Origin of the sequence: Yoonia maritima, from assembly GCF_043641945.1 — a bacterium.
GTDB classification, from domain to species: Bacteria; Pseudomonadota; Alphaproteobacteria; order Rhodobacterales; family Rhodobacteraceae; genus Yoonia; species Yoonia maritima_B.
Genome location: NZ_JBHZRX010000003.1, coordinates 126,013 through 140,150 on the forward strand (window position 1 = coordinate 126,013; position 14,138 = coordinate 140,150).

General features: G+C 54.4%; 13 protein-coding genes. 2 read left to right on the top strand and 11 right to left on the bottom strand.

The annotated features are described in order from the left end of the window. From ACHUEV_RS07160 to ACHUEV_RS07210, 11 genes are all read right to left on the bottom strand, one after another. The gene (locus ACHUEV_RS07160) at positions 1-1,041 is read right to left on the bottom strand and encodes a TRAP transporter substrate-binding protein (RefSeq protein WP_394178413.1); all 1,041 of its coding nucleotides are present in this window, start codon (positions 1,039-1,041) and stop codon (positions 1-3) included. A 45-nt stretch (positions 1,042-1,086) separates the two neighbouring features. Next, complete coding sequence (locus ACHUEV_RS07165) at positions 1,087-1,866, bottom strand: crotonase/enoyl-CoA hydratase family protein (RefSeq protein ID WP_279338302.1); 780 nt, start codon at positions 1,864-1,866, stop codon at positions 1,087-1,089. Positions 1,867-1,875: 9 nt separating this feature from the next. Continuing rightward, positions 1,876-2,640, bottom strand: coding sequence for an SDR family NAD(P)-dependent oxidoreductase (locus ACHUEV_RS07170; RefSeq protein ID WP_394178415.1), 765 nt, complete (start codon positions 2,638-2,640; stop codon positions 1,876-1,878). Positions 2,641-2,935: 295 nt separating this feature from the next. Continuing rightward, positions 2,936-3,994: a 3-carboxy-cis,cis-muconate cycloisomerase gene (locus ACHUEV_RS07175; protein WP_394178417.1), complete on the bottom strand. Its 1,059-nt coding sequence runs from the start codon at positions 3,992-3,994 to the stop codon at positions 2,936-2,938. Continuing rightward, positions 3,987-4,769 carry a 3-oxoadipate enol-lactonase gene (gene pcaD / locus ACHUEV_RS07180; protein WP_394178419.1) on the bottom strand — a complete coding sequence of 261 codons (783 nt, stop codon included), beginning with the start codon at positions 4,767-4,769 and terminating at the stop codon, positions 3,987-3,989. The genes ACHUEV_RS07175 and pcaD overlap by 8 nt, the downstream gene beginning before the upstream one ends. A gap of 11 nt (positions 4,770-4,780) precedes the next feature. Further along, positions 4,781-5,620 (bottom strand): 3-oxoadipate:acetyl-CoA acetyltransferase, encoded by an 840-nt coding sequence (locus ACHUEV_RS07185; protein ID WP_394178421.1) that lies wholly within the window; start codon positions 5,618-5,620, stop codon positions 4,781-4,783. A gap of 68 nt (positions 5,621-5,688) precedes the next feature. Then, complete coding sequence (locus ACHUEV_RS07190; RefSeq protein ID WP_394178423.1) at positions 5,689-7,575, bottom strand: bifunctional sugar phosphate isomerase/epimerase/4-hydroxyphenylpyruvate dioxygenase family protein; 1,887 nt, start codon at positions 7,573-7,575, stop codon at positions 5,689-5,691. A gap of 1 nt (position 7,576) precedes the next feature. After that, on the bottom strand, positions 7,577-8,860 hold the full coding sequence (locus tag ACHUEV_RS07195; RefSeq protein WP_394178425.1) for a TRAP transporter large permease: 1,284 nt from the start codon (positions 8,858-8,860) through the stop codon (positions 7,577-7,579). Position 8,861: 1 nt separating this feature from the next. Then, positions 8,862-9,389: a TRAP transporter small permease gene (locus ACHUEV_RS07200; protein ID WP_394178427.1), complete on the bottom strand. Its 528-nt coding sequence runs from the start codon at positions 9,387-9,389 to the stop codon at positions 8,862-8,864. 70 nt (positions 9,390-9,459) lie between these two features. Continuing rightward, positions 9,460-10,467 (bottom strand): DctP family TRAP transporter solute-binding subunit, encoded by a 1,008-nt coding sequence (locus tag ACHUEV_RS07205; protein WP_394178429.1) that lies wholly within the window; start codon positions 10,465-10,467, stop codon positions 9,460-9,462. Between the two features lie 44 nt (positions 10,468-10,511). Continuing rightward, on the bottom strand, positions 10,512-11,405 hold the full coding sequence (locus ACHUEV_RS07210) for a shikimate dehydrogenase (RefSeq protein ID WP_394178431.1): 894 nt from the start codon (positions 11,403-11,405) through the stop codon (positions 10,512-10,514). 137 nt (positions 11,406-11,542) lie between these two features. Between ACHUEV_RS07210 and ACHUEV_RS07215 the strand changes: the two genes are divergently transcribed. Beyond that, the gene (locus ACHUEV_RS07215; RefSeq protein WP_394178433.1) at positions 11,543-12,211 is read left to right on the top strand and encodes a TetR/AcrR family transcriptional regulator; all 669 of its coding nucleotides are present in this window, start codon (positions 11,543-11,545) and stop codon (positions 12,209-12,211) included. A 223-nt stretch (positions 12,212-12,434) separates the two neighbouring features. After that, positions 12,435-13,988, top strand: a complete 1,554-nt coding sequence (locus tag ACHUEV_RS07220) for a phosphate ABC transporter substrate-binding/OmpA family protein (RefSeq protein ID WP_394178435.1) — start codon at positions 12,435-12,437, stop codon at positions 13,986-13,988. The last annotated feature ends 150 nt before the right edge of the window (positions 13,989-14,138 follow it).

A 14,138-nucleotide genomic window follows, 5' to 3' on the forward strand; every position in this document is an offset into this window, starting at 1 on the left:
TCAGCCTGCGTCCAGCAGTTCGTTCGCGCGTGCCATCACAGCAGCACCGTCGTGGCCCATGCCGTTCAGCTTTTCGATCCACGCTTCGTGAACTGGCGCTGCTTCTTCCTGCCAAGACGCGATTTCTTCGGCTGGAATTTCGACGATGGTGTTGCCCTGTGCTTCGACAGCAGCTTTACCGCCTGCTTCGAATACATCGAACTGTGCGCCCAAACGCTGTGACAACTGCATGCCGGATGCAGCATCAACCGCAGCACGGATATCGTCAGACATGCCTTCGTATTTTGCTTCGTTCATGATGAACGCGAAGGTGTTCGAATACAGACCGCGTGACGCAGGTGCCGGGGCAGCAGTGTAAGATGTCAGTTCCTGTAGTTTGAATGCAGGCACAACTTCGTATGGTAGGCAGCAACCGTCGATCACGCCGTTGGACAGGCCAACAACCATGTCAGTAACTGGGAAGAACACGACCTCTGCACCAAGCGCAGTCAGCATGTCACCAGTAGACTGGTTCGGCGCGCGTAGTTTCAGCCCCTGCAGGTCAGCTTTGCTAAGCACAGGCGCGTTGCGTGTGTGCAGCTTGCCGCCATCGTGTGTGTGGAACGCCAGTGGCTTGATGCCGCGGTATTCACCTTGGCCGAATTCATCCATCAATGTGTGCATCGCAACCGAAGACTTTTCAGCGTTGGTCACCATGAATGGGTTCGACATTGTTTCAGCGATTGGGAAACGGTCAGGTGTGTAAACTGGCAGTGTCCATGCGATATCACAGATGCCCTGACGCACCTGATCAGCAAGCTGTGGCGGCTTACCGCCCAATTGCATTGCTGGGAAAATCTGCACTTCTACGGCACCGTTTGTAGCTTCGGACAATTCGGCGGACCAAACCTCGAAGAACTTTTTGTGCATTGGTGCGACAGGTGGCAAGAAGTGGTGCAGGCGCAGCGTCACTTCGGCGGCGTTCAGATTAGAAACAAGCGCGGGTGTCGCAAGCGCGGCCCCCATCGAAGCAAGTGCCGTACGGCGTGTCATTGTTGTCATTTAGATTCCCCTGTTTTGGAAAAGATAGCTTCTTGGTTTCCCGGATTACCGGAAAACAGGTTTTCTTTTTTCTAAGAACGCCTTGAGCCCTTCTTCGGCATCCGCACTGGTCTGAGAGACCGCTGCGGCAAGACTTTCGGTAAACAATCCATCACTACGAGACATATCTGAAATCCGGCTAATCGCCTGAATCATCATATAGTTGGAAAGCTGCGCATTGCGCGCGATCTTTCCAGCAAGTTCACGGGCCAAAGGCAGCGCCTCGCCCTCACCTACGGCATAATGGGTTAGACCCATCGCCAGACCTTCTTGGGCGTCATATTTGCGCCCAGTCAGCATCATTTCACACATCCGGTCAGCACCCAGAATGCGGCCAATCCGAACAGAAGCACCGCCACCAACGTAAATGCCACGCCGCCCTTCGGGCAGCTGGAAGATGGTAGACGGCTCAGCAATACGCACATGCGTCGAGGCAGCCATCTCAAGCCCGCCACCGATCACAGCACCAAACATGGCCGACACAACTGGCAAGCCCGAGAACTGGATCGTATCCATGACCCGGTGCCAGTTACGCGAATGGCGCATCGTGCCTTCAGCATCGCGCGCAACATGTTCAGAAAGGTCCAACCCGGAACAATAGTGCCCCGCGGTGCCGACCATAATCACAACACGCACGCCTTCGGGCGGCTTTGCAAAGAACGCATCGATGTCGTCAAGCAATTCGTCGCACATCGCGTTCCGCTTGGCCGGACGGTTCATCGTCAATGTGGCAATCGGGCCATCAACGTCAATTAATAGAACAGGTTCTGTCGGAGTGTTGGACACTGTCTTTCCTTACTTAATCGGCATACGCGCAGCGGCATCAAGACGGATCACCGTACCGTTGAGCATGGGGTTCTCGACGATGCTTTGCACCAGTCGGGCATATTCATCGGCGTCGCCCATCCGTGATGGAAACGGCACCGCTTTTAGGATTTCGGCACGCACGTCGTCGGGCAAACCTGCGCTCATTGAGGTCTCGAACAGGCCGGGTGCAATCGTCATCACGCGAATACCAAATCGCGCAAGTTCTCGCGCGGCAGGCAAGGTCATCGACGCGATGCCGCCCTTAGACGCGGAATAGGCCGCTTGGCCGATCTGCCCATCCTCGAACGCGACCGACGCGGTGTTAATAATCACCCCGCGCTGGCCATCCTCGTCGATTGGATCAGCCACCGCCATTGCACGCGCTGCGATATTCATCACGGCATAAGTGCCAAGCAAGTTAACCCGAAGGGTTTTTTCAAAGCTGTCGATTGTCAGGCTACCGTCGCGGGGCAAGATACGGCTGGCCGTTCCGATACCAGCGCATGACACCACGACACGGGGCACGCCAAGCTCGGCAACGATCTTGCCAAACGCTGCTTCAACAGCAGCACTGTCCGACACATCGACCGCATATCCCTTACCGTCAATTTCGGACGCAATCGCATTCGCAGCGTCGCTGCTTAGATCAAGACAGGCTACTTTCGCGCCAAGCCGCGCAAAGCGCTTTGCCGTTGCCGCACCTAGGCCGCTGCCTGCGCCGGTTACCACTACGCAAGTGTCTGCAAATGTCATTGTCGTCCTCCCTGCCGGAAAGCTTCATCATCCGAATTGTTATGTCAATGAACAATTAAACTCGAGACTCAAAGCACGGCAGCGCGGGCGATAAAACCTGTGGGCGCAACAACCATTTTTACTATTTCTATAAACAACTTACGCGCTGCAAACGTCAATGGGAAAGTGCATAATTTTTGCAGCGCAGCAAAGGTTGTTGCAGATGCAGAAACAGCCGACGACCGCGCAAACGGCAACTACAGATTGCAGCCAAGTGACGCGCGATCGCCGTGAAAGTTGATCAGCACGTTTCCGCTTAGGCGGCTGTACCGATCCGTGTGATCTGGTCGCTAAGGGTCTTTGCGGCGGACAAACTGCGGGCAGTTGCCTGCGCCATCTGCGGCAGAATCATCCACTCGAGTGTCCAAGCAGCGCCGGACCGTTCTTGCTCGTGGATCATCGCATTGTGCATTCCAGCGACTTGGGTCGCATTGAAACGCGCGAGCGTGACGAGCAATTCGGCCAGAACAGGGTTCTGTTTATGTGGCATCGCAGATGAACCGCCGCCACCATCCATCCCAATCTCACCGATGCCTTGCTGCGCCATGAGACAAACGTCCTGGCCCATCTTGCCCAAGCTACCGCTGATCAGTGACAAAAGTCCCGCGTATTCGGCGATGCCATCGCGTATCGCATGCCATGCGCGCTTTGGGTTTTGCAGACCTAACTGCTGCGCCATATCAGCGGTAATCTCAGTCGCATTGTCAGCCAGAGCAGCACGATTTCCTGCGGCACCGCCAAGCTGCAGGCATTCAACACGCGGTTGGATCTGCCCAAGTCGTTCCAGATGTGCCTCAAGCGGCTGCACCCATGTTTCCAAACGGTCCGCCACAATGATCGGTACGGCCGCCTGCATACGCGTACGGCCCATCATTTGGTTTTCGCCAAACTGGGCAATCAGATTGCGCAGCGCAGCGACCAAACCGGTCAGACGTTCCTGCAACAGCGCGTTGAATTCCTGCACTGAAAGGGCAAGCGCAGTATCGATCACGTCTTGCGAGGTCGCACCGCTATGCACGGCCTTGGCGTTATCACCTGCCAGTGCTTTCAGCTGCGCAACCAGTGCTGGAACAGGCAAGCCATCTCGGCCCGATCCGACCTGTAAATCAGCAATGTCAGGCGTAAAGCCAGCCAGTTGATCCGCGACCGTTGTAGCAACGTCTTCGGCTACGACCCCAGCACGACCCAGCGCGCGCGTGAACGCGACTTCGAACGCCATCATATGCGCCAACTGACGGTCAGGGCCAAAGATCGCGCTTGCCTCTGCGTCGCCCAACAGGCCGCTAAGCCACGGGTGGTTAAAAACGTCAGTCATTGAGCGCGCCTCGCATGTTAGTAACGGTTGCCGCCACCCGTTTAGGGACCTCAATACACGGCAGATGTCCAACACCTTCGATCACTTCCAGCGTCGCACCTTTGATCATCGTGGCAAGCTCTTGCAACAATGGAACAGGCGTCGACATATCCGCTGTCCCCGCAACACAATGGGTCGGCACAGTGAGCTGGGCGGTTTGTTCACGGTAGTCCGTGTCGCGGATTGCACTACACACCCCCGCGTAACCTACAGCCGAAGTGCGCACCAACATGTTGCGATACCCAGCTAGCCCCGCTGGCTGCGCCGAAATATAGCCCGGCGAAAACCAGCGTTCCATAATCGTATCTGCGATGGGCGCGATACCATCGGACAGTACGGCGTTGATCCGGGCGTTCCAACCGTCGGCATCGCCAATCTTTGCCCCTGTGCAGCACAGAACCAGCCCCGAAACCAAATCCGCACGCGTTGCGGCCAATCCCTGCGCGATAATTCCGCCTACTGAATCCCCACAAATCAGAGCATTCTTAATCTCCAACTGGTCCATCAACGCGGCAACATCAGCGACCAAAAGGTCCATGGTGATCTCAGCGTCGTCGCTAAGGCCATGACCGCGCTTATCCATACAAAGCACCGGCGTATCAGGGTCTATATCGGCGATGACTTCGTCCCAAATGCGGAAATCCGTTCCGAGTGAGTTCAGAAATACCACAGCCGTGCCGGAGCCCGCCCGATATCGGTAGTGTAGCGTCACATCGTTTACATTAGCGAATGGCATTTGTTCGGTCCTTAGGCTGTTTCGACTTTGCGCAGGCCCAGGATGTCGCGGGCTTGCTGCCAGGTCGCAACCGGGCGTTCGTATTTTTCGCACAGGTCCACGGCCCGCTGCACCAAGGCTGCATTGGACGATGCCAACGTGTTGCGATCCAATCGCACGTTGTCTTCCAATCCAGTTCGCGTGTGCCCGCCTTTAGCAATAGACCATTCATTGATCGTAAGCTGCGCTTGTCCGATCCCTGCAGCACACCACTGCGCGTCCGGCGCAAGGCGCTTAAGCGTTTCGATATAGAAATCGAAAATCGGCTCGTCCGCTGGCATCGCGTTCTTCACGCCCATCACGAACTGCACGTACAAGGGCGACTTGAGCCGCCCGTCGGCGGCCATGCGGGTCGCTTGCACGATGTGGCTTAGGTCGAATGCTTCGATCTCTGGCTTGACGTCATAGGCTTGCATTTCAGACGCCAACCAATCGACCAGATCAGGGCTGTTTTCATACACCCGCGTTGGGAAATTGTTAGACCCGACAGACAGTGACGCCATATCTGGACGCAGCGAAAGCATCCCGCCGCGATCACGCCCCGCACCCGAACGGCCACCAGTGGACAGCTGCACGATCATACCGGGGCAGTGTTTTTCCAACCCTTCCTTAAGACGCGCAAAGCGATCTGGGTCCGATGTTGGTTTGCCTTCGTCATCACGGACGTGACAGTGGGCAATGGTCGCCCCTGCCTCGAATGCTTCTTGCGTGCTTTCGATTTGTTCGGAGATCGTGATCGGCACCGCCGGGTTATTTTCCTTGGTCGGAAGAGACCCAGTAATTGCGACGCAGATAATGCAAGGATTAGTCATAGTGCCCCCAAAAGTATTTGCGCCAATTAAATCAGGTTCATAGCCAGACCACCAGTGACACGCGGGACTTAGGCTTTTGGCATACCTTTAGGACGCATCAGGCGTTTCTGCGCGGCAATGCGGAAAGGCGCATTTGGTGCACCGTAACCCGCATAGCCACCTTTGCGTTGAACGATCTCAAAGAACATTCCGCCCGCATATGGTTGCGAATAGAACTGATAGAACGCGCCATTGGCATCTTCGTCATACAGAATACTGCCAGCCTTTAGCTTGGCCAGTTTTTCATCCGACAGCGTGAACCGCGCTGCCAAATCTGCATAGTAATTGTCGGACATCGGCAGCGGCTTGAAGCCACGTTCGGCCATCGCGTCGCGTGTCGCAAAGATATCATCGGTGGCGAACGCGATATGCTGAACAGATGCACCAAAGCTATCGGCGAGGAAGTTCCCGGCCATGGTGCGGTGGGTTTCAGCCCCGTTCAGCGTGATACGGAAACTGCCGTCTTTGGTCTCTAATGCTTGGCTGCGCACCAACCCGTCCGGGTCGACCACGTCAAACATCGGCGATTTACCCATGCAGAACAACGACGTGTAAAACAGTGACCAGCTTAGCATCTCGTCATAGCTCATGGTTTGGGCAAGGTGGTCGATGCTGCGCAAACCTGCTCCGGTACCGACATTTTCATCCGACGTGAATTCAACCGACCAAACGTTGGAAAGACCGCTTTCTTCGTCGATGAAGTGCATCACAGATCCGCTAAGACCACGGATCGCAGGGATATCCAATTCGCCGGGGCCAACAGGTTGGTTGAACGTATTTGCACCAAGCGCCATCGCGCGCGCCACTGTCGCAGCGGCATTGTCGACAGACAGGCCAATATCGCAAACTGTGGTGCCGTGCATGGTGTAGGCGCTGCTGGCATAGCCTTCGGTTTCGCGGTTGACCACGATCCGGACATCGCCTTGCGTCCACAGCGCGAGGTTCTTTGCGATGTGATTGCCCGCCTTTTCAAAGCCCAGCGTTTGCAGCATGGCCTCTAGCTGTTCGGCCTCGGCGCCGCGCGAAGCGAATTCTACGAATGATACGCCATCAACCCCGATACGCGGCGGCATTGCAGGCATATCAACGGTCACGGTCGGTTCTGCACGACGCACATCATCCATCAACGCGATCAGTGAACGGTGGCCGTCCTTGGCAATCGTCGTCGGGCTACCGCCGCGGAATTGATCGTTAAAAATCTCAAGGCTGATCGGGCCGCTATACCCGGTTGCCATGACAGCTTGCATGAAACCAGTCACGTCTAAATCACCCTCTCCCGGCATGTTCCGGAAATGGCGGGACCAGTACAGCAGGTCCATGCCAATCAGCGGTGCATCAGCCAGCTGTACAAAGAAAATCTTGTCGCCCGGCACACTGCGGATCGAATTCGGGTCTAACTTGCGCGAAAGCGTATGAAAGCTGTCAACAATCAGCCCAACGTTTTCATGATCAGCGCGGCGTACGATTTCCCATGCATCGCGGTGATCATTAACGTGCTTACCCCAGGCCAATGCCTCATAGCCGACACGCAAGCCACGCATTGCAGCGCGTTCGCCCAGCTCATGGAAATCGGCAGCGGCCCGGTCGATGCCACCGATAGCCTCGGGATGGCAAGAAGAACAGATCAGCACCAAATCGGTGCCCAGTTCTTGCATCAGGTCGAACTTGCGCTCTGCACGATCAAACGCTTTGGCGCGCAACGGTTCTGGCAGGCTTTCGAAATCGCGGAAGGGTTGGAACAGCGTGATGTCCAGCCCCATGTCGCGGATCATATTGCCCACTTCGCGCGGACTGCCGTCATGGGCGATAAAGTCCTGTTCGAAAATCTCGATCCCGTCGAACCCTGCCTTTTGAATGGCATCCAGTTTTTCAGGAAGGCTACCAGAGATAGAGACCGTGGCGATCGAGGTTTTCATGTTAGTATCCTAATGCGGTTGGCAGCCAGGTGACTGTTTCAGGCACGAAAGTCAGAACAAGCAGAACGGCAACTTCAACCAAGAAGAACGGCAAGATCGCTTTGGTCAGTCGGGCCATCCCGACCCCGGCTATCCCTTCGGCAACGAATAGACACAACCCAAGAGGTGGGGTGATCAGACCAATCATTAGGTTAAAGATAACCAAGATACCGAAATGCACAGGATCAATGCCAAAGCTTACGGCGATTGGGTGCAGGATTGGCACCAGCACCAGCATCGCAGCGATGCCTTCTAGGAACAGGCCGACGAACAAGAACAGAATGATCACAGCAATCAAGAAGGTCGTCTTGCTATCAACGTTACCCAACACCCAATCCGTCAGCATGTTTGGCACACGGTTATAAGTCAGCAACCAGTTCGCGGCAGATACAGCAGCGATGATGATCATAATGACCGCACTATCGCGCATGGCTTCGGTGAACAGCCGTGGTAGGGCGGAAATCTTGATCTTGCGGTAAACAAACGTACCGATGACAAGCGCATAAGCTACAGCAAAGCTGGCAGCCTCGGTCGGGGTGACGACCCCCATCAGGATCGAACCAACAACAAACACCGGCATCAACAGCGGCAAGATACCACCAAGCAGGGCTTCACGTGCGGGCTGTTTTTCTTCGTTAAGGGCAGCGGACGCTGCGTTGATCTTTTTCATGTCGACGGTCAACATGACGTAGACAGACAAGAACACAGCCAGCAACAGCCCCGGAATGATCCCAGCCATGAACAAGGCAGGCACAGAAACACCCGTTACGATCAACGCATAGATGATGACAGGAATAGACGGCGGGATAATCGGACCGATAACAGATGACGCGGCAGTCAAAGCAGCAGCATAGGCGCGGTCATAACCGTGCTTTTCCATTTCGGGGATAAACACACGACCGATCGCAGAGGTATCAGCAACCGCAGACCCAGAAAGACCAGCGAAGATAACAGAGGCCCAGATGTTCACCATCGCGAGGCCCGCACGCATACGGCCAACAAGGACGTTCGCAAATGCGATAATCCGGCCAGTGATACCGCTTTCGTTCATCAGCTCACCCGCCAGAACGAACAGTGGAATGGCAAGCAGCGGATAGGAATTCAGGCCATTGAACAACTCTGTCGCGACGATGCGCAGATTGTAGGGCGCATCCCCCGTGGCCATGAAGTAGGAAAGCGAAGCAAGGATAGCAAAGGCAATCGGCGCACCAACCAAAAGGCCCGCGATCAAGATAACGTAGATCATATTATTGCCCCCGCAGCGCAGTTACGCGCTCAATGAATTTTAGAACAGCAGCTAGCGTGATCATCGCGCCGCCGATAACCAGCGCGTATTGGTATGGACCAAGCGTACCAAGCGCATCCAACGCCTTGATACCGGTCACATCACCCAACCAACGTGAAAGGCCAAACATGCCTGATGACATAGTGTCACCGCGACGTTCGACAAACGCCAGCGCTGACAAAACCAGCATCACGCCTGTCACCATCATCAGAACGTCGCCCACCGCGAACATGATCTTTTTGCGGCGCTCATTCAAAAAGTCGATGACGATCGTGAACCGGATGTGCCGGTCCTGCATATAGGCCAGCGCCACACCGAACATCACACCATATACGGCAAGATAAACGGGCAGTTCTTCGCCCCATTGTACCGATTGCCCGACAGTGTAGCGGCGCAGTGAATTTACAAAGATGATTACAAAAACCAGCCCCATTGATAGGCCAGCGCCCCAACCAAATATCCGGCTTACGAGTGAATTCAGTTTGGCCATCAGCCGGGCTCCTTTTTGGGGTAGCAGTGTGGCGGGCCGCACCTAAATGCAGCCCACCATTTGTCGTTAGTTACTGAGCAGCAGCAACTGCAGCTTGCAGCTGGTCGATCCAAGCAGCGTCGTCGCCCAGTTCACCGCGCAGGAAGTCTACAACAGCTGGCTGTGCTTTTTCAGCAAACATTGCCAGTTCGTCAGCAGTCGGTGAGTAAACCTGCATACCTTCGGCTTGAACAGCCAGAACGCCTTCGGCAGATGTCCACTGCTGGATCGAACGACCCATGTTACCTGCAACAGTAGCAGCGCGTGCAACAACTTCTTGCTCTGCTGCTGTCAGCGACTGGTAGAATTCATCGCTGATGACAAGGAAGTCAGCCGCGTAAACGTGGCCGTCCAGTGTCATGTACTTTTGCAGCTGGTGCAGGCCGTTGTTGTAGATAACGCCAACAGGGTTTTCCTGACCGTCAACAACACCAGTAGAAAGCGCGTTTGGCAGTTCTGTCCATGCGATTGGTGTTGGCTCACCGCCAAGACCGCTAACCATTTCCAGATACAGCGGGATAGGCTGCACGCGGAACTTCAGACCTTCCATGTCTGCCGGTGTGCGAATTTCACGTGTGTTGTTTGTGAAGTTGCGGAAACCAGTTTCGCCAAACGCCAATGTGCGCATGCCAGTCTGCTCGAGGCAGTGGTCTGCCAGTGCGTCACCGAATTCACCGTCCAGCACTTCCCATGCAACAGTCGCAGATGAGAATGTGTAAGGGATGTCCAGAACAGATGCAGCTGGGCATGCTTTGGACATCGCGCCCGAAACGATTGCCATCTGCAGTAGGCCTTCTTGAACCTGACCAACCAGTTCGTCTTCGTTGCCCAAAGCACCCGCTGGGAAGATCTCAACTGAAAGACCAGTTTCACCTTCTACGATGTTGCGGAAAATCTGAGCTGCGGCACCTTTCTTGGAGCCTGTCCATTCGTCTGGATCGACGTGTGCGATCCGAATGGTTTGCGCCTGTGCAACAGATGTCGCAAGCGCCATGACAACCGCTGTCGAGGCGGCGATGGATTTAAATGTGAAACGCATGGTATCCTCCCTTTTGCGTGTAGTTACTGCTTTCGCAGCGTCGTTTATGAGGTCATAGCCTCAAAAGTTGCTTTCATCCGGGCAGCATCTGGCTGACGCCCGGTGAAAAGTTCGAACGCTCGTACAGCCTGATAAACGGCCATTCCTGAACCGGGCAGCACGCGGCAGCCTTTGGCGCGCGCAGCAGCCAGCAATTCAGTTTCGAGCGGAAAATATACGATATCCGCGACCCACATCTCGGGGCGCAATAGCGACACTGGATAGGCAGTGCCGGGCAGCTTGGCCATTCCGACAGGCGTTGCGTTCACGACACCATCAGGCGCAAGATCAAGCATCTCGGTCAAATTGGCCACATCGACCGATATACCGTCATGAGCTTGGGCAATTTGCCCCTGTAGGGCAACTGCACGTGCGTGATCACTATCTGCGATGGTCAGACGTTTCACGCCAAGTGACGCAAAAGCATGGGCCACGGCTACACCCGCCCCACCCGCACCGATTTGCAGGACATGATCAAGGATCGCCCCCGGCATGTTTTGCCGAAAACCTTCTTCAAAACCGACCTTATCAGTGTTGTGGCCAATGCGACGGCCATCTTTGAAGACGACAGTATTCACCGCGCCAATCGCACGCGCATTGTCCGACAATTCGTCCAACAACGGGATTACGTCGATTTTATATGGGAACGTGATGTTCAGGCCCGCAAAGCCGCAAATCTCGGCGGCATCAATAATCTGTTCTAGCGGACGGTCACCGCCGGGAAACTGATCAACATCCAACAACTGGTAAATAATGCGCTGACCTTGGTGAACCCCTTCGGCCATATGCATACGAGGCGTACGTGATCGCTGAATTCCACGGCCAACTAGGCCAATGACCAAATCATCAAATGTGCCTTGGTCGGCATCATTTGCCAGGATTTCTTGTTGCGATCTCATTTACGTCCCCCCACCCCAACGAATCCGAACCTTGCTCGCTGGAACGCGCATAATGAACCATGTGGTTAATTGTATGTCAAACACTTTGAACCAACAGGTTAATTGCGGTGGGCGCTATTTACCTTTAAGGAGATCGCATGACAGCCGAAGCGAAACCAAAAGCCTCACGCCAGCGCGGAACTTGGAAACAGGACCCTGAAGCCGTAAAGGCAGATATTCTAAGAGTTGCCCGCGAAGAATTCGCAGCACATGGGCTTTCTGGCGCACGCGTCCAAGAGATTTCATCCCGCACGAAGACATCAAAGCGGATGATCTTTTACTACTTTAAAGACAAAGAAAACTTGTACCGCGAAGTGCTCGAACAAGCGTACCGCGATGTGCGTACCGGGGAAAAAGCGCTCGAGCTTGAAAACCTCGATCCCGTCGCTGCCCTGCGCAAGCTGGTTGCCTATACGTTTGACCACCACCGGGCCAACGAAGATTTCATCAGACTTGTCATGATCGAAAACATCCACCGTGGGTCCCATGTGGCGGAATCTGATACGATCCGGGCAGGCAACTCTCCGGTCGTTGAACAGCTGAAAGAGATTTCAGAGCGTGGCATGCGCCAAGGCATCTTTCGGAGCGACATCAACCCGCTTCAACTGCACTGGAAGATCAGCGCACTTTGCTTCTTCAATGTCTCAAACGAGTCAACCTTTTCGGTGATCTTCGGGAACGACATAGCCACGCCAGAGGGTCAAGAAGCGCTTAAAGCGGATGTCGTCGATACGATCGTCAGCTCTGTTCTATCAGTCGAATCTTAGGCCGGAAATGCGCAGCGAAAGCTGCACGTTTTTTAGGCAATATTGCAATCAACTAAGGCTAACAAATCTTTTATCGGCTCAGTTGCATTGTGTTGTATCAGTAATGCTGCGATTGCAAAAAAGTGGGTAAATTTGCCTAAGCGGTCAATTTTTTGCCGTATTCATGGATCAGTAACACCCGCAGAGAACAAAGCAATTCAAAACAATATCAAGGGATTACATTATGCTGACGTTGAACAGGTGTTTCTGGGTAGCCCAAGCTGGTTTCCTAGCAGCTATGCCTGCCATGGCTGAGGTTACTCTCGAATCAATGGACCGCACTATTCGCGTATCAGGCGAGCTGATCAAATTCGAAAACGACCAATATACAATCGCATCTGGCCTTGGTCAGCTTGTGATCGACAGTGACAAAGTGACTTGTAGCGGTGAGGAATGCCCAGAGTTGGCCGACCAGCTGAACCAGTTGATCCGCATCGCTTCCAACCCTTCATTCACGTCCGACCTTCTTCCACCACTGATGGAAGAACTAGCAACACAAAGCGACGCATCCCTGCAGCTTGTTGTTCAGCAAACGACCTCGCAGTCGGGCCTGATTTTGGGCGAAGGCGGATTGCTTTACGGTAACTTCCAAATCCACAGCAACGACACATCATCTGCATTTGACAAACTTTATAACGGCGACGTTGAAATCGTATTCTCCGAACGCCGTGCTACCAACGCCGAAGTCGAACGCTTTATTGATGCAGGGCTAGGCAACCTGAACGATTCGGCACACGAAACGATTTTCGGGCAAGACGCGCTTGCCGCTGTTGTATCCCCCGACAACCCAGTCAAATCGATCACTGTCGCCCAAACCGAAGCAATCTTCTCAGGCCAGATCACAAACTGGCGTGAAATTGGCGGTGCCGACCTACCGATCCAACTCTATGTACCAGCAGACGGTGGTGAACTGTCCGACTATTTCACCCGCGCGATCTTGGATCAGAACTTCTCTTCCTTCTCGCCGAATGTGGACCGGACACTTAGCTCTGACGAGCTAGATATCCTTGTTTCTCAACAGCCTGGTGCGATTGCTCTGCTTTCCACATCTGACATCAATGTTGCACGTCCTGTCCGTCTGGCGTCTGCCTGCGGCATCATCGCCGAGCCAGATACGTTCGCGATCCGGTCAGAAGACTACCCGTTGTCACGTCGTATGTATGCATACACCACAAACCGCGCGACACCGTCCCTGCTGCGCCGCATGATCACCATCCTTCAAAGCCCTAAAGGCCAAGAGATCGTCACCGACGCTGGCTTTGTTAGCCTTGATTCGGAAACCGCGACATTGGATGGTTTTGGTCAGCAGCTTGCTTATTCACTGGCAGCCCCAGAACAAAGCGGCGAACTGTTCAACATGCAGCAGTTCACGCGTGAGGTTCTTAATTCTGAGCGCCTATCGACAACTTTCCGCTTCTCCAGTGGCTCTAGCCAGATCGATAACAAAGCGCGTGCCGATGCTATCCGTCTGTCAGAATTGCTTGAGCGCCCTGAATACGAAGGCGTCGAAATGTTGCTTATCGGCTTCACTGACTCGATCGGTAAAAGTGATCTGAATACAGTCCTTTCACGTCGTCGTGCTACGCAAATTCGTGACGAAATTCTGGCTGCAAGTAATGGCCGCATTAATCCAAATGCGATCACGACTTTGGGCTTTGGTGCTGCATCTCCTGCAGCGTGTAACTCGGACGAAGATGGACGCCAAACCAACCGCCGCGTTGAAATCTGGCTTCGCTGAACACGCTAAAAACTGAGTCGCGCTATGGTTGCGCCGCCACGCATGTTACGATCTAAAGGATCCAACTACGAAGCGGCGCAGCAAGCGGCCCAAATATAAACATGAACGTGCCGCCACTTTGCCCAAACCGAGTGCAGAATGAGCGACACA

What these genes read in the sequence shown, in the direction of transcription:
- ACHUEV_RS07205 (WP_394178429.1), bottom strand. Translation starts at nt 10,467, where the DNA reads ATGCGTTTCACATTTAAATCCATCGCCGCCTCGACAGCGGTTGTCATG.
- ACHUEV_RS07175 (WP_394178417.1), bottom strand. Translation starts at nt 3,994, where the DNA reads ATGACTGACGTTTTTAACCACCCGTGGCTTAGCGGCCTGTTGGGCGAC.
- ACHUEV_RS07215 (WP_394178433.1), top strand. Translation starts at nt 11,543, where the DNA reads ATGACAGCCGAAGCGAAACCAAAAGCCTCACGCCAGCGCGGAACTTGG.
- ACHUEV_RS07210 (WP_394178431.1), bottom strand. Translation starts at nt 11,405, where the DNA reads ATGAGATCGCAACAAGAAATCCTGGCAAATGATGCCGACCAAGGCACA.
- ACHUEV_RS07185 (WP_394178421.1), bottom strand. Translation starts at nt 5,620, where the DNA reads ATGACTAATCCTTGCATTATCTGCGTCGCAATTACTGGGTCTCTTCCG.
- ACHUEV_RS07195 (WP_394178425.1), bottom strand. Translation starts at nt 8,860, where the DNA reads ATGATCTACGTTATCTTGATCGCGGGCCTTTTGGTTGGTGCGCCGATT.
- ACHUEV_RS07200 (WP_394178427.1), bottom strand. Translation starts at nt 9,389, where the DNA reads ATGGCCAAACTGAATTCACTCGTAAGCCGGATATTTGGTTGGGGCGCT.
- ACHUEV_RS07160 (WP_394178413.1), bottom strand. Translation starts at nt 1,041, where the DNA reads ATGACAACAATGACACGCCGTACGGCACTTGCTTCGATGGGGGCCGCG.
- ACHUEV_RS07220 (WP_394178435.1), top strand. Translation starts at nt 12,435, where the DNA reads ATGCTGACGTTGAACAGGTGTTTCTGGGTAGCCCAAGCTGGTTTCCTA.
- pcaD (WP_394178419.1), bottom strand. Translation starts at nt 4,769, where the DNA reads ATGCCATTCGCTAATGTAAACGATGTGACGCTACACTACCGATATCGG.
- ACHUEV_RS07170 (WP_394178415.1), bottom strand. Translation starts at nt 2,640, where the DNA reads ATGACATTTGCAGACACTTGCGTAGTGGTAACCGGCGCAGGCAGCGGC.
- ACHUEV_RS07190 (WP_394178423.1), bottom strand. Translation starts at nt 7,575, where the DNA reads ATGAAAACCTCGATCGCCACGGTCTCTATCTCTGGTAGCCTTCCTGAA.